This is a genomic window from Wolbachia endosymbiont of Wuchereria bancrofti (assembly GCF_002204235.2).
GTDB lineage: Bacteria > Pseudomonadota > Alphaproteobacteria > Rickettsiales > Anaplasmataceae > Wolbachia.
The window spans coordinates 20,329-39,633 of the sequence record NZ_NJBR02000022.1; the positions used below are offsets into that span (position 1 = coordinate 20,329).

18 protein-coding genes, 1 tRNA gene and 1 pseudogene are annotated in these 19,305 nt (G+C 34.3%); 14 read left to right on the top strand and 6 right to left on the bottom strand.

Annotated features, from left to right (window positions below; all coding sequences use genetic code 11):
- Positions 1–122 precede the first annotated feature (122 nt).
- On the top strand, positions 123–2,564 hold the full coding sequence (locus tag CCY16_RS01230; protein WP_088979762.1) for a hypothetical protein: 2,442 nt from the start codon (positions 123–125) through the stop codon (positions 2,562–2,564).
- Positions 2,565–2,672: 108 nt separating this feature from the next.
- Here CCY16_RS01230 and CCY16_RS01235 read toward each other — a convergent pair whose 3' ends face one another.
- The gene (locus CCY16_RS01235; protein WP_088414342.1) at positions 2,673–3,569 is read right to left on the bottom strand and encodes an aspartate carbamoyltransferase catalytic subunit; all 897 of its coding nucleotides are present in this window, start codon (positions 3,567–3,569) and stop codon (positions 2,673–2,675) included.
- Positions 3,570–4,818: 1,249 nt separating this feature from the next.
- Here CCY16_RS01235 and CCY16_RS01240 point away from each other — a divergent pair.
- Complete coding sequence (locus CCY16_RS01240) at positions 4,819–5,034, top strand: GIY-YIG nuclease family protein (RefSeq protein ID WP_245800689.1); 216 nt, start codon at positions 4,819–4,821, stop codon at positions 5,032–5,034.
- 445 nt (positions 5,035–5,479) lie between these two features.
- Here the strand turns inward: CCY16_RS01240 and CCY16_RS01245 are convergent, their stop codons facing one another.
- Both CCY16_RS01245 and CCY16_RS01250 read right to left on the bottom strand, forming a co-directional pair.
- Positions 5,480–6,253 (bottom strand): hypothetical protein, encoded by a 774-nt coding sequence (locus tag CCY16_RS01245; RefSeq protein WP_088414344.1) that lies wholly within the window; start codon positions 6,251–6,253, stop codon positions 5,480–5,482.
- Positions 6,254–6,401: 148 nt separating this feature from the next.
- Positions 6,402–6,617, bottom strand: coding sequence for a hypothetical protein (locus tag CCY16_RS01250; protein WP_088414346.1), 216 nt, complete (start codon positions 6,615–6,617; stop codon positions 6,402–6,404).
- Between the two features lie 160 nt (positions 6,618–6,777).
- Between CCY16_RS01250 and era the strand changes: the two genes are divergently transcribed.
- Positions 6,778–7,662, top strand: coding sequence for a GTPase Era (era, locus tag CCY16_RS01255; RefSeq protein ID WP_088414348.1), 885 nt, complete (start codon positions 6,778–6,780; stop codon positions 7,660–7,662).
- Positions 7,655–8,482: a 3'-5' exonuclease gene (locus CCY16_RS01260; RefSeq protein WP_088414350.1), complete on the top strand. Its 828-nt coding sequence runs from the start codon at positions 7,655–7,657 to the stop codon at positions 8,480–8,482. Before era ends, CCY16_RS01260 begins: the two co-directional genes overlap by 8 nt.
- A gap of 861 nt (positions 8,483–9,343) precedes the next feature.
- Here CCY16_RS01260 and CCY16_RS05975 read toward each other — a convergent pair.
- Entirely contained in the window at positions 9,344–9,511 is a 168-nt protein-coding gene (locus CCY16_RS05975) for a hypothetical protein (RefSeq protein WP_245800690.1), read from the bottom strand.
- A 567-nt stretch (positions 9,512–10,078) separates the two neighbouring features.
- Between CCY16_RS05975 and CCY16_RS01270 the strand changes: the two genes are divergently transcribed.
- The 7 genes from CCY16_RS01270 (at position 10,079) to CCY16_RS06000 (ending at position 14,530) form a co-directional block, all read left to right on the top strand.
- The gene (locus CCY16_RS01270; RefSeq protein WP_088414352.1) at positions 10,079–12,037 is read left to right on the top strand and encodes a WD0745 family porin; all 1,959 of its coding nucleotides are present in this window, start codon (positions 10,079–10,081) and stop codon (positions 12,035–12,037) included.
- A gap of 423 nt (positions 12,038–12,460) precedes the next feature.
- Entirely contained in the window at positions 12,461–12,682 is a 222-nt protein-coding gene (locus CCY16_RS05980; RefSeq protein ID WP_245800691.1) for a baseplate hub domain-containing protein, read from the top strand.
- 161 nt (positions 12,683–12,843) lie between these two features.
- Complete coding sequence (locus tag CCY16_RS05985; protein WP_245800695.1) at positions 12,844–13,242, top strand: phage BR0599 family protein; 399 nt, start codon at positions 12,844–12,846, stop codon at positions 13,240–13,242.
- A gap of 68 nt (positions 13,243–13,310) precedes the next feature.
- A tRNA-Ser gene (locus CCY16_RS01280) sits at positions 13,311–13,396 on the top strand.
- A gap of 137 nt (positions 13,397–13,533) precedes the next feature.
- On the top strand, positions 13,534–13,977 hold the full coding sequence (locus CCY16_RS05990; protein WP_245800692.1) for a Fic family protein: 444 nt from the start codon (positions 13,534–13,536) through the stop codon (positions 13,975–13,977).
- A gap of 70 nt (positions 13,978–14,047) precedes the next feature.
- Positions 14,048–14,122, top strand: a complete 75-nt coding sequence (locus tag CCY16_RS05995; RefSeq protein WP_245800696.1) for a hypothetical protein — start codon at positions 14,048–14,050, stop codon at positions 14,120–14,122.
- A 219-nt stretch (positions 14,123–14,341) separates the two neighbouring features.
- On the top strand, positions 14,342–14,530 hold the full coding sequence (locus CCY16_RS06000; protein WP_245800693.1) for a hypothetical protein: 189 nt from the start codon (positions 14,342–14,344) through the stop codon (positions 14,528–14,530).
- 37 nt (positions 14,531–14,567) lie between these two features.
- Here the strand turns inward: CCY16_RS06000 and CCY16_RS01290 are convergent, their stop codons facing one another.
- Positions 14,568–15,830, bottom strand: coding sequence for an MFS transporter (locus tag CCY16_RS01290; protein WP_088414354.1), 1,263 nt, complete (start codon positions 15,828–15,830; stop codon positions 14,568–14,570).
- 55 nt (positions 15,831–15,885) lie between these two features.
- A complete protein-coding gene (aspS, locus tag CCY16_RS01295; RefSeq protein WP_088414362.1) occupies positions 15,886–17,688 on the bottom strand; it encodes an aspartate--tRNA ligase in 1,803 nt (600 codons plus the stop codon).
- A gap of 198 nt (positions 17,689–17,886) precedes the next feature.
- Between aspS and CCY16_RS01300 the strand changes: the two genes are divergently transcribed.
- From CCY16_RS01300 to CCY16_RS01310, 3 genes and pseudogenes are all read left to right on the top strand, one after another.
- On the top strand, positions 17,887–18,318 hold the full coding sequence (locus CCY16_RS01300) for a hypothetical protein (RefSeq protein WP_088414356.1): 432 nt from the start codon (positions 17,887–17,889) through the stop codon (positions 18,316–18,318).
- A 3-nt stretch (positions 18,319–18,321) separates the two neighbouring features.
- Positions 18,322–18,942, top strand: a complete 621-nt coding sequence (gene ccmA, locus CCY16_RS01305) for a heme ABC exporter ATP-binding protein CcmA (RefSeq protein ID WP_088414358.1) — start codon at positions 18,322–18,324, stop codon at positions 18,940–18,942.
- A gap of 147 nt (positions 18,943–19,089) precedes the next feature.
- A pseudogene (locus CCY16_RS01310) lies at positions 19,090–19,296 on the top strand (Rpn family recombination-promoting nuclease/putative transposase); the annotation flags it as partial.
- Between the last annotated feature and the right edge of the window lie 9 nt (positions 19,297–19,305).

Here is a 19,305-nt window from a genome sequence, read left to right on the forward strand (position 1 = left end):
ACTACTTATATCTTTTTGTTAAGATGCAAATTATACCAGTATGGAAATTTACTCTTTTTTTAGAGAGATCACGTTAAGATTGAAACATACATTTAAAAATTAAACATGAAATGGAGGGTAAAATGTCCAATTATATACAAAATAGCGGAACTAGAGTTATAAGAGACGAATTACAAGCAACAGGTAGGGTCAGAGAAACCGAAGATCAATCTGTTGAAAATATAAAAATCACAAATGACCATGCTTTCTACAAACTCATTTGTGAAAAACTAGTCCAAGGGGATTTTTCGGTCGAGCAGTTTAATTTGCTACACTATGATATCTCTGAGAAGATGATAGAAAAACCTTTTACTATTAAGGAAATAAATGACTTCTGTGAGAAAAATGATATTCCTTTGTTCACGGTAAACGAGTTACTTACTCTTGTGCCAAAAGACAACACAAAGTGTTACGTGGATTATGAAACAGATTCAGTAAGAAATCATGATCACGGATATATTGCTGATCAGATTAATATCAAAGCTTCATATATAAAGGCAGATTTAGTTAACCATCAAAGTTATCAAGATTATATTACGGATTCAGATGCGTATTATGGATTTATATATAAAAAGCTTATTGTATCAGATGCTCTTGAAAAGCTTGAGAGAGGTGAAACTGAGGCACAAATAAGAGAAAGTCTTGGTCATATCAATAGAAAAGAAATCAAGGAGTTGTTAGAAAAGGTTCCTCAAGGGAGTCTCAAAGAGTGGCTCAGTGATCCAGCGAATAAAGGATATACAGACGTGGAATATCATGTGTTATACGAAAAAATCTCTGAAGAGCTTATGCATACTAGTATGAGTATCAATCGAATTAAGGAGATATATAATAAGTATGGTATAATACCTCCAACAGAGAGTGAATTCGAAAGTCTGAAAAAAGTACAGGAAGAAAAAAGATCTATTGAATATCATGAGCAAAAAACAGGTTTAACATTCCAGGGTAGGATAAATCTAAACGTTACTGATAATAATGCTGATAATGAGTTTAGCCTAAACATTGACCTATTTCAGAACAAAAACTTTGAAGATCTTACTGATCAAAATGGTGATGGTGTTATTAATAATGAAGGTCTCCTAAAATCATTAGAAGACACTGTGAAGACTTTCAATGAAGTCTTTGGAATAAAAAAAGATAATAATCCACTTCTAGTATATGGAAACATTGCTAACTTTAGACTGTTCTTGTTTGAAAATCAGGAAAGTTACCAAAAGTATTTAAGTGGCGATCATGATGCTCATATACCAGGTGGTGGTGTAGCACAATCCTCTGACAATAACTATATCAGTAATATGTATTCTCATGCTGAAAACGCTAGAAGTGATTTTAATGGTGATAAAGAAGGGAATTGCAAGGATTATAACTACGTTATCAAGCACGAGCTTGTCCATGCGTTAACGTTCTATTTAACTTCTAAGCTGGATCTTGGCAAAGTTTTAATGGAAGGGTTAGCAGAATACGTAACACACTTAACAGAAGGAGAAAAACCAGCTGATTTTGCAAAACTTGTTAGTGAAGAATATAAGGAATATACCTTAGAGGAGATAATCAAAGGAGCTATTGATCCTTATCAGACGGGAGCAGCAATTATTGCATATATTGAAGAGACTTATCCAAATTTTGTTGATAACCTGCTCTATGCAGCAACAGAAGATAGGAAAACTCTGAATGGTCGTTTTTACTTCAAGGAAATGATGCAAAAGATTTACCAAAGCGAAGAAGACAAAATTCAAAAAGGAGAAGGGTTTTCTAATTGGGTAAAAACCTACTCAAGCGCGGAAAATATCACTATTGAATCTGGCCATGCTCAACATGAGCAACAAGCAGTAGGTAACGAAAAAGATGAAGCGCAGTCTTATAGTTCAAAAGGACAAGTAAGTGAAGATAGAACTGAAGTCCAGCCTACTGGTTCATTTCGTGGCTTAGAAGTACCTAAAAAACCAGTAATACATGAACAAAATAAAGGGCAAGAAAACATTGTTCTAAAAGACACAATCCTCAAAATAGAAAAAAGTTATGAGCAAGATTTGGAGGGAAAGCATAAGGCAAATGTAACCATAGATTATTATGACATGAAAGCCTTGTATGATAGAGTTGCTGGAGCGAAAAAGCAATCTGTGTTAAAGTTTTGGAACAAATTGGCTGAATCAGGATATAAGGTTGGTGCTTTGTCAGAAGACAAATACTACTTTAAAGATGGTAAGTTCGTAATTCATAATAGTAACGAGAAAAAGCTTGTAGTGTTACCTGAAGATAAAGTATCTATCAAGATAATGAAGGATGGAAATCATTATGATTTAGCTATATCTAATAAGGAGGGCAAGGTAATAAGTAGTATCACTAAAATAGACAACTTAAACTATGAGTTGCTATCAGATATAAGTGATTTTGGCTTGGAAACACAAGATAGTACTACGTTTTCAGGTCAACATAATGAATATGATCTTTACCTAGAGAATGGTTTAGTGAAAATGTTTGATTGTGCGAGCGATCATATTTACCATGATCACAGCTTAATCTAACAAACACATAAAGAGTTGCTGCTTGAATGCAGTAGCTCTTTAATGTATATGAAGTTTACTATGTTAGATTAGATATAATTATTATAAAACCACACACTTTTTTTGATACTAGCAAGGCCTATAATAGTGCAGCACTGCTTTGCGTATTGCCAATCCAAATTCCACCTGTTGTAAAATAATATGATCTATTATATCACTGCTAATTTCAATCCCTCTATTTATTGGCCCTGGGTGCATAACAATTGCATTTGGTTTTGCACATAACAACTTTTGTGAATCAAGCCCATACAAATAGAAATATTCCCTATTCGAAGGAATAAAACAACCACTATTCATGCGCTCTTTCTGTAATCTCAGAAGCATAATTACATCGGCATCTTTTATACCCTCAATTAATGAATAATAGATTGAATCTACCTCAGGAAAATGTTTGCAAATTAAAGTTGGCGGTGCAACCAAGCATATTTTTGCTCCAAACATTTTTAGCAATCTTATATTTGATCTTGCAACTCTACTGTGCAAAATATCTCCACATATAACAATTTTGAGATTTTTTATTTGCTTTTTATGACTACTGATTACAAAATAATCTGCAAGAGCCTGAGTTGGGTGTTCACTGCTTCCATCACCTGCATTAATTAGCAAACAGCTAACATGCTTAGCCAGCATGTTCACAATGCCGCTGCTTTTTTGCCTAACTACTATATAGTCAGGATTCATTGCATTTAACGTTTTTATCATATCCGTCAAATCCTCCCCTTTATTAATAGAAGAAGATTTTACTGGCAAAGTTACAACGTTTGCTCCAAGGCTTTTGGCTGCCATTTCAAAAGATGTAAGCGTACGTGTTGAATCCTCAAAGAATAAATTTATTACTGTTTTATTTTTTAAGATACGACCATTTGCAGCCTTATTTTCCAGGTATTGTCCAGCCAATTCAATTATATTCCCCACATCGTTGACCGTGAAATCTAGAACACTTAGCAAATCCTTTCTATTGCTCATAGTTTCTTTTAATATACAACTGCGATTTAATCTATTCTACTTTTTTATTACTTTTTTTCAATAAGCTTCTTGCGCAACAATTGTTTTAGCTCAGCCTATAGATATTACATTAAAACAAAAACTGGTATTAATCGATAATTAGTACTCTACTTTTATCATAGTCATTATACCAGTAGTGAGTGAGGCTCAAAATGGTCAAAAAAACTGAAGAAAAAGGTGAACAACTCGACCTAAAAAGTAAAATACTAAACTATCTGCCATGAAAAACAACGCCAACAGAGGAAAAGTAAAAAAGAAAGTATACAACCAGACCGTTTAGAGAAATCTTTGGTCGAAGCTGGCATTATTGCAATAAGAATTAGTGTTATTGCAGTTGGCTTTCTCCTCAGAGAACCAATTGGTGGTGCAGTCGCTATCGGTCTTGTAATTGTTTGATTCTATATCAAATGGCAAGCTTATTACAAGGAGTAGCAAGAGCATTGAATGTAGGTTATGATACACTCAATTAGGTAAAAGATAAAACACTAGATGCAGGAAAATGGGGAGTAGACAAGGTAAGAAGCTCTGAAAAAATAATTGAGGGAAAGCCAATATGTAACTTTAAAAATCCTGCCTATTCTCCTAACATAAAGTCAAAGAGTGGTGAAAAAGAAGTTGATTGTAAAACAAGAATACTGAAAGACAGATTGTAGTGCTTTTATTAAAAAAGAGGTAAAAAAAGCTTTTCAAACAATATCAAAATTTAAGTAGATACTATGCTGTAGATTAAATAAAACCACTTGATAAACCTCGCTAATTCTCTTATTAATCATGATGCTGAAGGTATTCAGTTATCTTCAATCTGTGCAGATTAAAATGACAAAGTATTACATAGTTGGCGTCTTGTGTTTTATTTTTTGCACTATATGTACCTTATGTCTTCATAACATTTCTAGGTTTTTACCTATATAAGCTAAAACTCGCTTGTAAAGCGTTTAAGGCAGTATAATATGCCAATTTGCGGATTAGAGAGTAAACACTATCTACCATGGAGCATCTTTTGCTTTTTTTTATTTAGTAAATTTCTTAATATTTGTAGCTACCGTCATTACGCTGCTTGTTAGCAGCTGAGAGATACCGCGATTCTTACGGTGTGAAATAAAGGCTGCCGATACCTCAGTGTGTAGCATTGGCTTCTCATACTGGAAAACCATGGGATGGTAGAAAATATTAAATTTATTTACTATATATGAAAAGTTATTATATTTGTATGCTTGCAAGTAAACACAATAGAGCTCTATATATAGGTGTCATGTCAAATTTAGTTAAACAGGTTTGGGAACATAAGAACAAGGTCATTCTTAGCTTTATATTGAAACATAATGTGCAAAAGTTAGTTTGCTTTAAGAAATTTCAAGACGTAAAATTGGCTTTTAATAGAGAAAAACTACTAAAAGCTAGAAAAGAGAATGGAAAATTGGTTTGATTGTGAAAAGAAATCCATATTGGGCTAATTTATATTATGAGGAAATCATAATATAAAATTAAAATCTCAGTACCACGCACTGGAATGGTAGGAAAATAAGGTGTCATTCCAGCACATGACCAGGAAAGAATACATAAATCTTAGTGGCATTGGAATGGCAAAGGTTAGTGCCATGAAGGTAGCTGGACTGTATAAGCATTGCGATTTGGCCCTGCCAAGAGGGTAAATCCCAGTGCATGACACTGGAATTTATAACTAACGAAGGTTTGCTTCTATTATCCTGGAATCTATATCAAACACGAGGGCAAAATCGACTAGATTCCAGCTTCGCACGCTGAAATAACAAGAAAAGTACAGGAATAACATGGTGGAATGTTATCCAAGTATCTTAAATCCAATCCCAAGAAAGTGGAACATCATCACTTGTTGGAATCTCAAAAGACGGTTATAATATTATTTCTCTCACAAAGCCTTGAAGTGCTGGGTCTTTAGCATCAACCTGGATTGTAATATCAGTTTTAAAATCTGTGTTACCTTTCAAATTATCTATCACCGTGCCTCGTAACCCTGAGTTACTTGTTACAGCAGCGCGCAAACCTGGATTCTGTGCAACTTCATCAGTTAAATCTTTTTTGTTATTAGCAAGTAGTTTAGTAACTACTTCTTCAGCTGTTGGTTTCGTTCCTTTTTCACCTAGGAAAACCTTTGCTGTTTGATCGCTATACTCTGTACTAGTGGTATCAAGAAATTTACCAAATTTTTCCACTAGGATTGATTTTTGGCCGTCTTTTGCATCAAGTACTTTTCCTGCTACAGCTGGTGTTTCAAGATCAGCGATTTTAACAAACGTCTTAGCTAATTCAGTTTCAACTATCTTTACCTCTTTATTGCTAATGGGTTCTTTTGCATTAAGTATTGCTTCTACTAAAGCTTTTCCTTTGTCTGTTTGAGCTGCAATGTTTGAACCATCAGTTTTGACAAGTGAAGCTTTTTCGGCTAAGAAATCCTTAGCTGTTATTTTGAGATTACTGTCGCCGTACACTGCACCAGGTTCACCAAGGAGTCCACCAAGTTTTTCCACTAAGATTGATTTTTGGCCGTCTTTTGCAGGAAGTATTTTCTCTGCAAAAGCTTTTTGGTTTACTGCATCTGTCAGATTGGAAGCGTCTTTTTTAACAAACTTGTCTTCTAGTTCAGTTTCAACAATGTTTTTATTCAAATTAACGAGATCTGTTGCTTTAAGTATAGTATCTACAACAGGCTTTTTTGATACTTCTTCTGCAAGGATTGATTCACCATCTACAGCTTTTTGTGTAGTAAGTAATGTACTTATAATATTACCAAGGCCTTTTATTTGGATTGCGCTACTATCTTTTTTTTTGGTATATAAATTTTACCTTTCCTTCTAGCAGATCGCTTAACTTGATATCATCAATATTAGTTAGAGTAGAAATACCTGAAGCATCTAAGGTATATTTGTTACCTCCACCATCTTCATAAACTATAATTTTAGCTTCATTCAGATTTAATGTCATTTCTGTGGTTTTTACTGACCCCTTATAAAGATATAAATTATCTGCCATATCACTCTACGTTGATTATGAAATTCATAAGATGCATGAAAAAGGTATTATTTCCATAAATGTCAGATTTTATATAAGATCTTCTTGAAGTTTGTTATTTTAGAATTTTCCTTATTGTCATGCTTGACACTAGAATACAGTTTTCTTTACAATCCCCTTTGTGAAAGAACAAAAATGCTTATTTGTCACCATAGCAGGTTTACCAAATGCAGGGAAGTCCACACTAATTAACAGCATCACTGGTAAGAAAATTGCAATCGTTACTCCCAAAGTGCAAACAACGAGAACGCAGACAAGGGGTATTGCAATATATAATGAGACACAAATTATATTTACTGACTCTCCAGGGATATTTTCGGCAGAAACAAAACTTGAGAAAGCTCTGGTCAAATCTGCGTGGTCGGCAATCAAGGGCGATGACGTCATTTTGTTGCTTGTTGATGCGAGTAGTTATTTAAAAAACATAGAAAGAATCAAAACCATATTCACACGGCTGCAGCACACGAAAACGAAGTGCATTTTTGTCATCAATAAAATTGATCTGGTAAAAAAACCTGAGCTAAAGATGACGTATAAACATCTGGATTTGCTTTATAAATTAAAAAAAATTTTTACAATATCAGCATTAAAGAGTGATGGACTTTCTGATCTGATGGATTACTTATCTGAAGTTGCACCGGTAAGTCCTTGGTTTTATGGGGAAGATCAGGTAACCGATTCCTCGACGAATTTTTTGTCAGCGGAAATCACAAGAGAAAAATTGTTCTTGAATTTGCGTGAGGAATTGCCATATTCTACAGCTGTCATAACTGAACAATTTGAAGAGAAAAAAGATGAAAGTTTGGTCATAAAACAGGTAATATTCGTGCTGAAAGATAGTCATAAAAAAATAGTGCTAGGGAAGGGTGGAAGTAATATTAAAAAAATTGGCATCGAAGCGCGTATTGAATTAGAAAAGTTGTTTGAGCGTAAAGTTCATCTGTTTTTGTTTGTGAAAGTGCGACCTTGGACTGATTGCCCAGAGGAGTATATAGACGATGTTTAATTCTTTGTTGGTATTTGATATTGAGACTATACCAGATGTAAACTCCTGCAGGAATTTGCTCAATATTAGTGATGATACTAGCGTAAAAGAGAGGAGAAACGCATTAACAAAATATCATCTTGAAATAACAAACGGACAAAACCCTTTTCTGCGTCAGCCCTTCCACCAAGTTATAGTTATCAGTTTTTTACTTTGTAGTGTAATTTATCAAAGTAGTTATGAGGTATTCACCCTTCAGGAAATTAGATCTGAAGGCACGCTAGATTCCAGTGAAAAGGAACTGGTAAAAGGATTTTTTAACTACGTATCGGAGAAAAAGCCAAGGCTAATTTCTTTTAATGGACGCACTTTTGACATACCGGTGCTAAAATATCGTGCTATGGTCCATGACATTCAAGCGGAATATTTTCATAAAGCTGGCGATAAGTGGAATAGCTACAATCAAAGATATAGTAGTAATTGGCATTGTGATTTGCTTGAATCTCTCTCTGATTTTGGAGCCTTTGCTAGAGTAAAAATGAATGAAGTTTGTGCAGCGTTTAATCTTCCTGGTAAAATTGGAGTTGATGGGTCGCAAGTTGTGGATTTGTATGATAGTGGTAGAATACAGGAAATTCGAGATTATTGTGAAACAGACGTAGTTAACACTTATTTGATTTACTTGAGATTTATGCATCATCAAGGGAGAATCACTACTCAAAGCTACAACAAAAATATAGAAGAGCTGCTTTTGGAATGTGAAAAAAAAGCGCACCTAAAAAAATTTAAAGAGGAGTGGGAAATAACTTGTGGTGGAAGGTTTTGTGTTGAGTTTAAATGAACACAAGCATACGAAGCAATTATTAGATAGCTCCTTAATAATAGCTATCAACCTATTGCAATAGATGAAGAGTTTTCATGTTGCTTGACTTTTACTTACTCAATCTGAAAAGAAGTTTTATATTTGTTTTTTACTTCCTCAAAAAAATTCGATCCACCTGAAATATAACTTCATGTATTGGCAGCATAGTATTGGGCATTGCCAAGAACCTTAGAGTTAACATGCTTAGTATCTAATAGGATAGTAGAAAAGAGATACTTCATTATTTGACTGGAATTACTCTTGTCTGTTCTATAGATAGCTTCATGACCATCTATTGTATAAATATGGTACTCTTCTGATGCTGATACTCTTAGTTGTACACCTACATAAGCGTAGCCAAGGAGACCAGATGACACTCTAGCACTGGACCTTGTCTGTGTTGGGTTATTCTAATGGTTTTATCCTGAAGAACTTTATTATAAAATTCACTAGCAGTAAAGTCAAAAAACCTTGGGTTACCAAAAGTTGCAACGTGCGGCTATCTTGGTAACAGCCCCTTCCATACTGTAGCCTGTAAGATTAATTTTAAAATCTTTAATTTTTGATCCTTGCTTTTTGGCATGAGATTTTTAAAACGCCATAAAGATTATGGCCATGAACTATAAATGAGTTGTAAAAACCGCGGTGAATTCTCCCATCTTTATGTAGAAGTTCTGGAGTAATTAAAAGATCCATTTAGATCAGTAATTACATCATTTAAGCTTCATAGGCCATATTTTAAACGAGTGCCGTTGATAAGCTATAGTTATTCATTATCTTTATAAAAACATGACCAACGTCTTTTTTAAAGCTATTACTAAGTTAGATAATTTTGTAACCTTAACTTTCAAATTCAGCTTTAGTTTTATACATTTTTTCATTTTCAAGGATTACAAAGTCTTCCTCATTTCCATTAAAAAGATCATCATTACAAACTGAAGCTTTATAACTTTTTTCACTTAATTGATCATCGTTATTACCGTAACTTATTTTACAAAAATTACTCATTTCAATGATTTCTCTTTATTGAACCCTGCAATTTCTACAATACTTTCACCTATTTGGTAAGAAGAAGATAAAGAATATATTTCATTTAAATCACGAAGACTTATAAATTCATCAATAATCTCAAATTCATCGTCATCTTCTATTATAGATTCTATGATCCCATCGTTATTTTTTGAATTTGTACTGCCTGCAGTACTAAATCAATTGTGTAAGAAACTAAAATCCATACATTTAGAACTAAACAATATTACTTAACTATACTATAAATTGGTATTGCTGTCAGTAACTATTATTACTGTTTTAGTAGATAATAAAATATTTTATTGCCTAATCGTAGAAAAATTTTACTTCCATGGAATGAATATTGGGGTTATAACATGAGCGACAAGTGAAAAACCTCTATGCTAAATTTTAGTTAACGTGCATATTGGAGATATTAAAAAAGTTGTTTTTGAGGTATTGCATTTTGTTTTTGTTTTAGCTATAAGGTTGCTTTAAGTTGAGTTTTCAACGTTTTTGTACTATTTACATTTAAGATAATGATTTGAAATTTTTTGGGGGCACTTCATGAAAAAATTTACTTACACTAGAACTGCTCTAGCTTCTTTATTAACTTTATGTTCTTTCAGCGGTTTTGCTGCTGACTCTTTTAATGAAAGTATGAAGGGAGTAAAAAAGCAAGAGAACATAGAGTCAATCACAACTTCTGAAAAAATGGAAGTTATGAAGACATCAAACAAAAGGCTAAAAGAGAAAATGGACAGGATATGTAATGCTGATCCAAGAAAAAAAGCTGAAGAGCTTAAGAAGAAAGAGGAGCTCAAGTTAGCAGCTGAGAAAAAGAAAGAGGAACTAGCTGAAAAGAAAAGAAAGGAGACGAAGCTAGCAAATGAAAAGAAAGCAAAACCTTTAAATGCTAAGAACTCTAATGTAGAGAGTTCAAAGACTAGGGGTACGGAAACTCAGAAAGCTAGAGATGTAAGGAAGAATTTTAAGAAAGATGTAAAAATTATTGGTCAAAATGCAGAAAAAAAAGGTAAAACAAACCCTGTTACCTTGGTCGGTGGCGTTGATGTTATTGACGCTAACCAAGGAACAAGCGGTTTGAAAATAACTTTTGGTGGTGTTGTTGATGCTCAAGGTTATAGTAAAGCTGGACCAGGTGGTGAAGATTATAAACATTATAATGTTATGTCGGGCAAATCTACAGGTTACTATGAGGATATTTCGGACAAGGTAAAAGGAGCAAATCCAATATTTCCTAGCGGAATAGGAAATATTGGTGATTATAGCGAAGACATAGATATGATTGCAGATGCAATATTACATTTAAGAGCAGAAGATAAAAATGAAGATAAAGGTCTTCTTTATGGTGCTGATGTGCAATTCCAAGTTCCAGTAACAGAAGGCAAAGGGGCTTCACAGGGTGTTCGTGCTACAAGGGGTAGAAGTGCACATGTGTTTTTGAGTTCAAGATATGGTGACTTGAAACTTGGTTATCAGTTTGGTCCTGAGGCTCTAATGAGGCTTGATGCAACAAGGATTGCAACTATTGACGGAGCTGCAGATAGTGACTGGTTCAGAAAAGTGAACTTGGAAGGAAGTGCTGCAAGCTTTCCATTTTACGTAACACCACGTCTTTACACTGAAAGTTTCTCAAGCGAAAGTGAAAAACTTTCTTTCCGTATGGCAGGGAAATATCATAAAAACGTTATGACTACATTACCATTTAGGTTTGCTTACTACTCGCCAAATTATATGGAGGCAAGATTTGGTGTTAGCTACTCACCTCGCTATGACAGTAATTTGTTTGTTATAAAGGATGGTGATAACATAAAACATGTTGGTCCAGACTATGAGCACATAGTAAGTGCTGGTGCATCATATGAATATGACTTTAGCGAACGTAAGGTAAAAGTTAAAGTTGCTGCAGTTGGTGAATATGGTCAAGCAAAAGAACCAGATAGTACTAAGTATGCTTATAAGGAATATGTGAAGTATAATGATCTGATGGGTGTTAATTTAGGTATAAGTGCTGACTGTAATATTAATGAAGATCAAGGTGTAAAATTTGCTGCCTCCTTTGCATATTTGGGCAAATCTGGTCAACCAAAGGGTATTGAAAAATTGGTTGGTAATGTCTATCAAAAAATTGATGGTAAAGGTGTTACTGATGATGACAAGAGAGTGAAAGAACTCGAAGATCAATTTAAAGGAGATGATAAAAATACTATGTATTGGACTGCAGGAGCTGGTTATCAACATGAGAATTTCTACATAAGCTTGACATACTTTGGTAGTAAGATGAGTGATGGAGATAAGCTTCACGATGTTGCATTTGGTATTCAGTATGATCTCTCTCCTGCTTGCAGTAAGGGCAAGTTTGTTCCTTATGCATCTCTCCATTATTTTAAAACTGATGAGAAGCAAGGTGGTGGGTATAAGATTACAAAAAAAGATAGTTCAGGCATAGCACCTTCTAATCAAGGGGTTCTCTTCCTTACTGGTATGAAGTTTTCTTTCTAATTGAATAATACACACCACAGCTGTGGTGTGTATTTCCAGTGTCATCTACTTAGGCTTTCAGGGTTATTTGTATTGAAAATTTTTCAATATATGTACAATAGGTTAAAATGAAAGTAACGATATCATGGATATAACAGTGGATTTTGATGGAGGGTTGAGAAATAGTAAATCTTGTTCCATGCTGCAACAAATCGAGCACTAGGCCAGAGTTAGTCAATAACCATGAACTAAGCTATAACGTCGTTTAGGTATTAGGAGTGCTAATTCAGGAAGTGTAACAGTTTTATCATCTTAACAGCTCTTTTTAGCAGTTGTGAGTTGCTATTCTAATGTGTTTTTTTATCAAGGTAGATGATGTTGGAATCTGGAAAATAACAATAAGCTCGTTGGTGTAATTTTTTCATATGAAAACAGGGGGTAGCTATGCAACCCACATTAAAAAAACATTTAGCTAGAGGGTTACTTACCATCGCTAAGTGCTGGAAATTGACGCTTGTTGGTGAAAAAGTAATTAGGTTCACTAGTTATGATGAGGGTTTAAATATCAGAAATATACTCTATAAATCTTCAAGTGGATTCACAACCAGTAGTATAGTATTAAACAGTGACTTAAAGACTGATAACCTGGGAATGGAGGAATATTAAGTGGTGGCGATATTAAGGAAGGAGAGTTTTATCAGGAAAGTACGACTTTGCAAATATTGAGATATTTCTTGTAAATTACAAAGATGTGAGTCAAGGGAAATGAATCTACATTCGGAACTTTTGATAAAGTAACATTAGACAGTGGGGGGTTTGTCGTTGAAATAGAGGATTCTCAGCAAAGCTTGAGAGGGAACATAGCAAAGTTATATTCTCTTATGTGCAGAACGCAATTTTGTGATAGTAGCTGTGAGGCTGATGCTAGGAGATTTAGCAGAGTAAGTACGATTACTAAAGTGATAGACGAAAAAAGATTTGAAGACACTAGTTTAACTGAGAACAGTGGGTGTTATAAGCATAGAATAGTGAAATTTTTTGGCTCAGCAGCATATACAGCATTTGAAGGTGCGATAAAAGAGTATAGAAATAAAGTAGTTACATTGTTTGCTCTGCCTACATACCAAATTTTTGCTGATGATAAATGTTCGATACTTACAGATTGCGATAAAACATTTTCAACGTGCAAAAGCAGATTTAACAATGCTGTAAATTTTTCATGGTAAACCTTATATACCTAGTTTTTACAGCTAAACTTGTTCAGCGGCATAATTTTCACTATTATAAGTAGTGTGGAAAGGTGGCTGAGTGGTCTAAAGCACACGCTTGGAAAGCGTGCACATATGAAATATGTCGGGGGTTCGAATCCCCCCTTTTCCGTTGACTTTTGTCACATAATCTCACATAATATGCATGTGAGAAAAATATGGACTGAAAAAAATTTTCATCTTAGTATGCACCTTAGTCTAGGGGCACCTGTAATGAGCAAGCATATGAGTTGATTACTGCAATTGACGGTGTTAAAAATAGCTGGTAAACAACAAAAAACACTACCACACGCTATTGAAAGATTAGTCCACTCAGTTATTGTTATATCTTCTGGTGCTTCTAACCGTATTGAAGGGAACAGCCTAACCGATAAAGAAGTTGAGGATCTATATAAAAACCTACGTATTAGAAAATTTAAAAATGGAGATGAGCAAAAAGTTGCTGGCTACTTAGAAATGCTTAAACTAATATTTCATGATTATGTGAATATTCCAATTAGTAAGTCATTAATATTGCACGTCAATAACCAAATGCTACTCTATAGTGATAAGGACCTATACATAGGGGGAAAATATAAAACAAGCCCTAATAGAGTTGAGGTAAAAAATCAGAATGAAAATATAGTTGATATAGTTTTTGACCATGCACCTTCTTGTCTTGTTAAAAAGGAAGTACAAGAGTTTATTAATTGATATCACTGGTCCTTAAATAATAGACTTTAAACATCCTCTTATTATTGTTGCTAACTTTATTTTTGAATATTTGGCAATATATCCTCTTCAAGATGGGAATGGTATAACTAGTAGATTAATAACTAATTTAGTACTATTGCAGTAGGATTATGGCTTTGTGTCTACTGTGCACATGAAAAGATAATTGAAACTAACAAGCTTGATTACTATTTAGTGCTTAATAAAATATAAAGCAGTTAGAAAAGTAATAAAGAAGATATTTCCCCATAGTTGATATTTTCTCAACATACTTAAAACTCAAGCAGGTGAAGCGCATTGTATTCTTGAAGGAGAAAATACTGAATATTTATTATCACAAAAACAATTGCTCTTCTGGGAATGGGCACTTGGCCTTATAGATAAGGAATTTAGTAGAAAAAATGCCATAGAAGCTCTAGGATTTCCTTCAAGAGCAGTAGAGGAAATTATAAAAAGACTGCTAGATATGAAATACTTACAGTGCCTTGGAGAAGGAAAAACTACTAGGTTTAGAGTAAAAATTTTAGCTATTTAAAATTTCTAGTCTATTTATATTACTATGTGAAAAAACTTCACCAATCGACTTTTTTATCTTCGGTTTTAATTTGCAATACATATATTAAGCTAATCAATGCACACATGGTAAGGTAAAAACCTGCTGCAAGCTCTGTTTCAGTTTTTTCTATAAGCCACATACATATAGATGGAGAAATTCCGCCAAAAATTCCTGCAGATATATTATGTGCTAGGCTAAAGCCCGTGCACCTAACTTTCGTTGGAAGTAACTCGCAAACAAGAGAATTATATATTCCAAAAGATGCACCTATCGGTATGCTTATTAATAGAAAAGTGAGCGTTACAATATAGTGATTGTCATATGATAATAGCGAAAACGCTGGTAACCCAGCGCAGGCTAAAGCTATTAATATAAGAATCATCACATTTCTTCTTCCAACTTTATCAGATAATATTGCGAACAGCACTGCAGATGTCCCAAATGTAATTTCAACTGTAATCCTTACTACATTTTTAATATCAATGCCTGAAAGGATAAGTTCTTTTACAGATATGTTGTAAAACATGATTGCTGAGTAGACAATTGCATTTTGGGCGATACCAAGCCCAATTGCTATCATAAATGCCTTTTTATAGCTCCTGATTAGTTCCCAGAATGGAGAATTAGATAAGCTTTTATTTTGGTCATGAGTCTTGTACGCTAAGCTTTCTTCCATTATATATCTTGTTAAAAAACCTATTACACCCATAATAGAGCAGAAATAGAAAAGCAACCTCCATCCCCAAATTTCATAATTTTCACCTGTAAATTTTTTAACAATGGCTATCATTAAAAAGCATGTAATGGAACCAAGGGCGCCGCTGAAAGCTTTCATGCTACCTAAAAACCCTAGATCTTTTTTATCACTTGAATGTTCTATTAAAAAAGCTGAGTTAATGCTTGTTTCTCCACCCGCTGCCGTTCCTTGTACTATTCTACAAAGCAGAAGCAATATAGGGGAGAGTATTCCTATTTCTTTAAAATCTGGTATGACTGCAATTGCAGTAGATGATACCGAAACTAATATTACAGAAGTTAGCAAAACTTTCCTTCTGCCGTGCTTATCTCCGATGTAGCCAAAAATAAATGCACCGAGTGGCCTAAATCCAAACCCGACTGCAAAACTGCCAAGAAATTTGATTGTGCTTAAATAATCACTTTCCGAAGGAAAGAAAACATTGCTTATTATGTGTGTTAAGACTCCAAATAGAGTTAATTCATACCATACAATCATATTGCAGATTATACCTGATAGTATTGCTTTTTGGATATTATTCATGATTTTTAATTTGTTATAGTATATTGTTGATTGGTATGCTTAGTTGTGGAATTTTTCATTCAACAACCTTTAAAGACAACTTACGTAAGTGCTTATTATCCACCTTAGAAGGGGCATCCATTAGAACATCTTCACCCTGCTGGTTCATGGGAAAACAGATTACCTCACGAATGTTTGGTGCATCGGCAAGCAACATAACTATTCTGTCAATTCCTGGTGCTATTCCACCATGAGGTGGTACTCCAAATCTAAATGCACGCACGAGTGCACCAAATTTCTTATTGACTTCTTCTTTATTATAGCCTGCAGTGGCAAAAGCCTTATACATGATATCCAGTTTGTTATTGCGAATTGCCCCGCTTGATAGTTCTGTTCCATTGCAAACAAGATCATATTGGTAAGCAAGGATATCCAGTGGATTTTTTTCCTCTAGATCTTTCAAACCACCGTGTGGCATGGAAAATGGGTTATGAAAGAAATCGATTTTTTTACTTTTATCGTCATACACAAAGTATGGAAAATCAACAACCCAACAGAACTTGAAGATATTGTTATCTATAAGGCCTAGTTCTGACCCTAAGAGAGTGCGTACTTTTCCTGCAATTGTCGCTGCTTCATTTTCTTTGTCAGAAGCAAAAAACACGCTGTCTCCAGGCTTTATGTTCGTTGCTTCTCTTATGTGATTTAGCCTATTGTCGTCAAGAAATTTAGCAATCGGTCCTTTTGCAGTACCATCTTTATTAAACGTTATATATCCAAGACCTTTAGCACCAAATTCTTTTTGTGTGTGTTCTATCTTTTTATCAAAAAAACTACGAGGTTCCTCTGCTGTTTTAGGAGCAGGGATGGCTCTCACTACCATACCACGTTCGATGTTGTTCTTAAAAGTATTGAATTCTGAGTCACGAAAAATTTCTGTAACATCGCTAATTAATAGTGGATTACGCAAATCTGGCTTGTCAGAGCCATATTTAAGCATTGCCTCTTTGTAGGTAATGCGTGAAAAACCTTTATCGACAGACTTGCGAGAAAATTTAGCAAACACTTTATATAAGGTAGATTCAATAACTTGAAATATGTCCTCTTGAGTTACAAAAGACATTTCAAGATCTAGCTGGTAAAACTCTCCTGGGGAACGGTCAGCCCTTGCATCTTCATCGCGAAAACATGGTGCAATTTGAAAGTATTTATCAAACCCTGAGATCATTAATAACTGCTTAAAAATTTGTGGAGCTTGTGGCAATGCATAAAACTTACCAGGATTTAGCCTGCTTGGCACTAAATAGTCACGTGCTCCTTCAGGGGACGAAGCAGTAAGTATTGGAGTTTGAATTTCCAAAAATCCTTGCTCTATCATGAATTTGCGAAGCTCTGCAATGATTTGTGAGCGCAGAACAATATTGTTGCGGACTTTTTCACGCCTTAAGTCAAGAAACCGATATTTAAATCTCATATTTTCTGGGTATTCCTGATCATCTGCAATGCTTGCTAATATACTCCTTTCTTCTTTTGCTATTTCTTCATTGTGGTGAAACTCAACTTCTGACTCGATTTGTAAGTTGTTGACTATAACCTCAATTTCTCCTGTCGAAATAGAAATGTTTATCGTGTCTTCAGTTCTAGCTTTGACTATTCCTGTAACAGTAATTACGCTCTCCGGTTTTAGATCTGATATCTTACAAAAAAAATCTTTGTCATTATTGAATACCAGCTGAGTAATTCCATAAAAGTCTCTTAAATCAACAAAAATTAGATTCCCATGGTCGCGTTTGCGGTACATCCACCCAGAAAGGGTAACTTCCTTTTCTACATCGTTCTTCCTTAATTCGTTGCACGTGTGGGTTTTATAGTAGTTCATATCAGTGCGTCCTCCACTACGCAATTCTTAGAAGTATAGAAATAAACCTTATTGTATACAAGTCCATTCGTCGTATATTTAGGCGATTTGCGAGGTAGAGAAATACTGCTTTGTGCTGTCTTTGCTCACCCAGAAGTTTGCAGAATTTCTATAATTGTGATATAATAATAAAAGTATTTTAAAATTTAAATACGGAAAATGCCATTTGCGCAGATCATAATATATAGCATAACATTGCTTGCTGTAGCTGCGGTGTTTTTCTTTTTTAGAAAAATGTACAGGGATCGAATTAGAAAGATCATGTTTCCTAAAAAAGTTCTTGGAGAAGAATGGGAAGAAGGCAGGAAATTCAATGAATTATATCAAAAGGATAAGCAGAGAAAGCTGATAAAACGTCAGGAAATACTACGTGAGAGTCAAAATGGTATACAGGGTTACAAAGAGGATCCAAAAATAGTTGAAATTGCAAAGCCAATAGGTAAATGGACACAAATGGTTATGCGAGATAGTGGATTGATGCAGCGTTTGGCACAATTAATGAAAAGAGAAAGTTGTAGGAAAGGGTTTTGGGAACTATTTATAGAAGCTCAAGCTTCAACTCATGGTAAACATAAAGGGAAAGGCAGATAGTTCATGCTCGAATGTGAAAATTTATCCTGTGTTCATAATAACAAGGTGTTATTTAAAAATCTTAGTTTTAAAGCTGAGCCAAAGTCGAAGATCTTAATTACCGGTCCAAATGGTAGTGGTAAAACCAGCTTAATTAGAAGTTTATCTGGGCTATTGCCACCAGCATCGGGTAATATAAGATATTGTAAAAAAGATATATATGATGACCTAAAATCTTATATACCTTCTATGGTCTATATAGGGCATAAAAACGCCTGTAAGGATGGCTTAACTGTTGCTCAAAACATAGAATTCTGGGCAGGAATACGAAATACTAAGGAATTGATTATAGCTGCTATTTGTTGTTTGCAGTTACAGCCTGTATTTAATATTAAATATGGTAAACTTTCTGCAGGTTGGAAGAGGAGGGTTGCGCTTGCTCGCCTCTTGGTTTCTAATGCAAGTGTTTGGCTAGTAGATGAACCATTTTGTAATCTTGATAGTGCAACGTGTGAATTAGTGCTAAATTTAATTTCAATACGCTCTGAGCAAAATGGTATAGTAATTATTACAGGACACAGCCCTACAGAGCAATTATGTAGTTTTACAACAATCGACGTATGTAATTTCAATAGTTATAGCTGATATCCTCTTGCCGTGTATATCAAGTTAATGGTAACTACTCAAAGTTGTAAGTTAAAAATAAGATTGAATATTTGTGAGAAATAATTTATTATTGTTAATACTTTCTTAGTTAGTTTATTATAGCTTTTTCTAAATTTCTCGATTCAAAATGAGCATGATTTGAAAGATTTTTATTCTACATTTGTTAAATTGCCAAAATTCCCCAAAACGAAGGAAGACCAACTAGAAAGTATAGTCGAAAAGTGGGTCTACTTTTTCGAGTATGCAGAGGAAACCAGTAAAAGGGGGTTGGAAAGAATAATAGGAAGTGATATAATAATCAAGAAAGTATATGAAGAACTAAATAAATTTAATTAGTCAGAA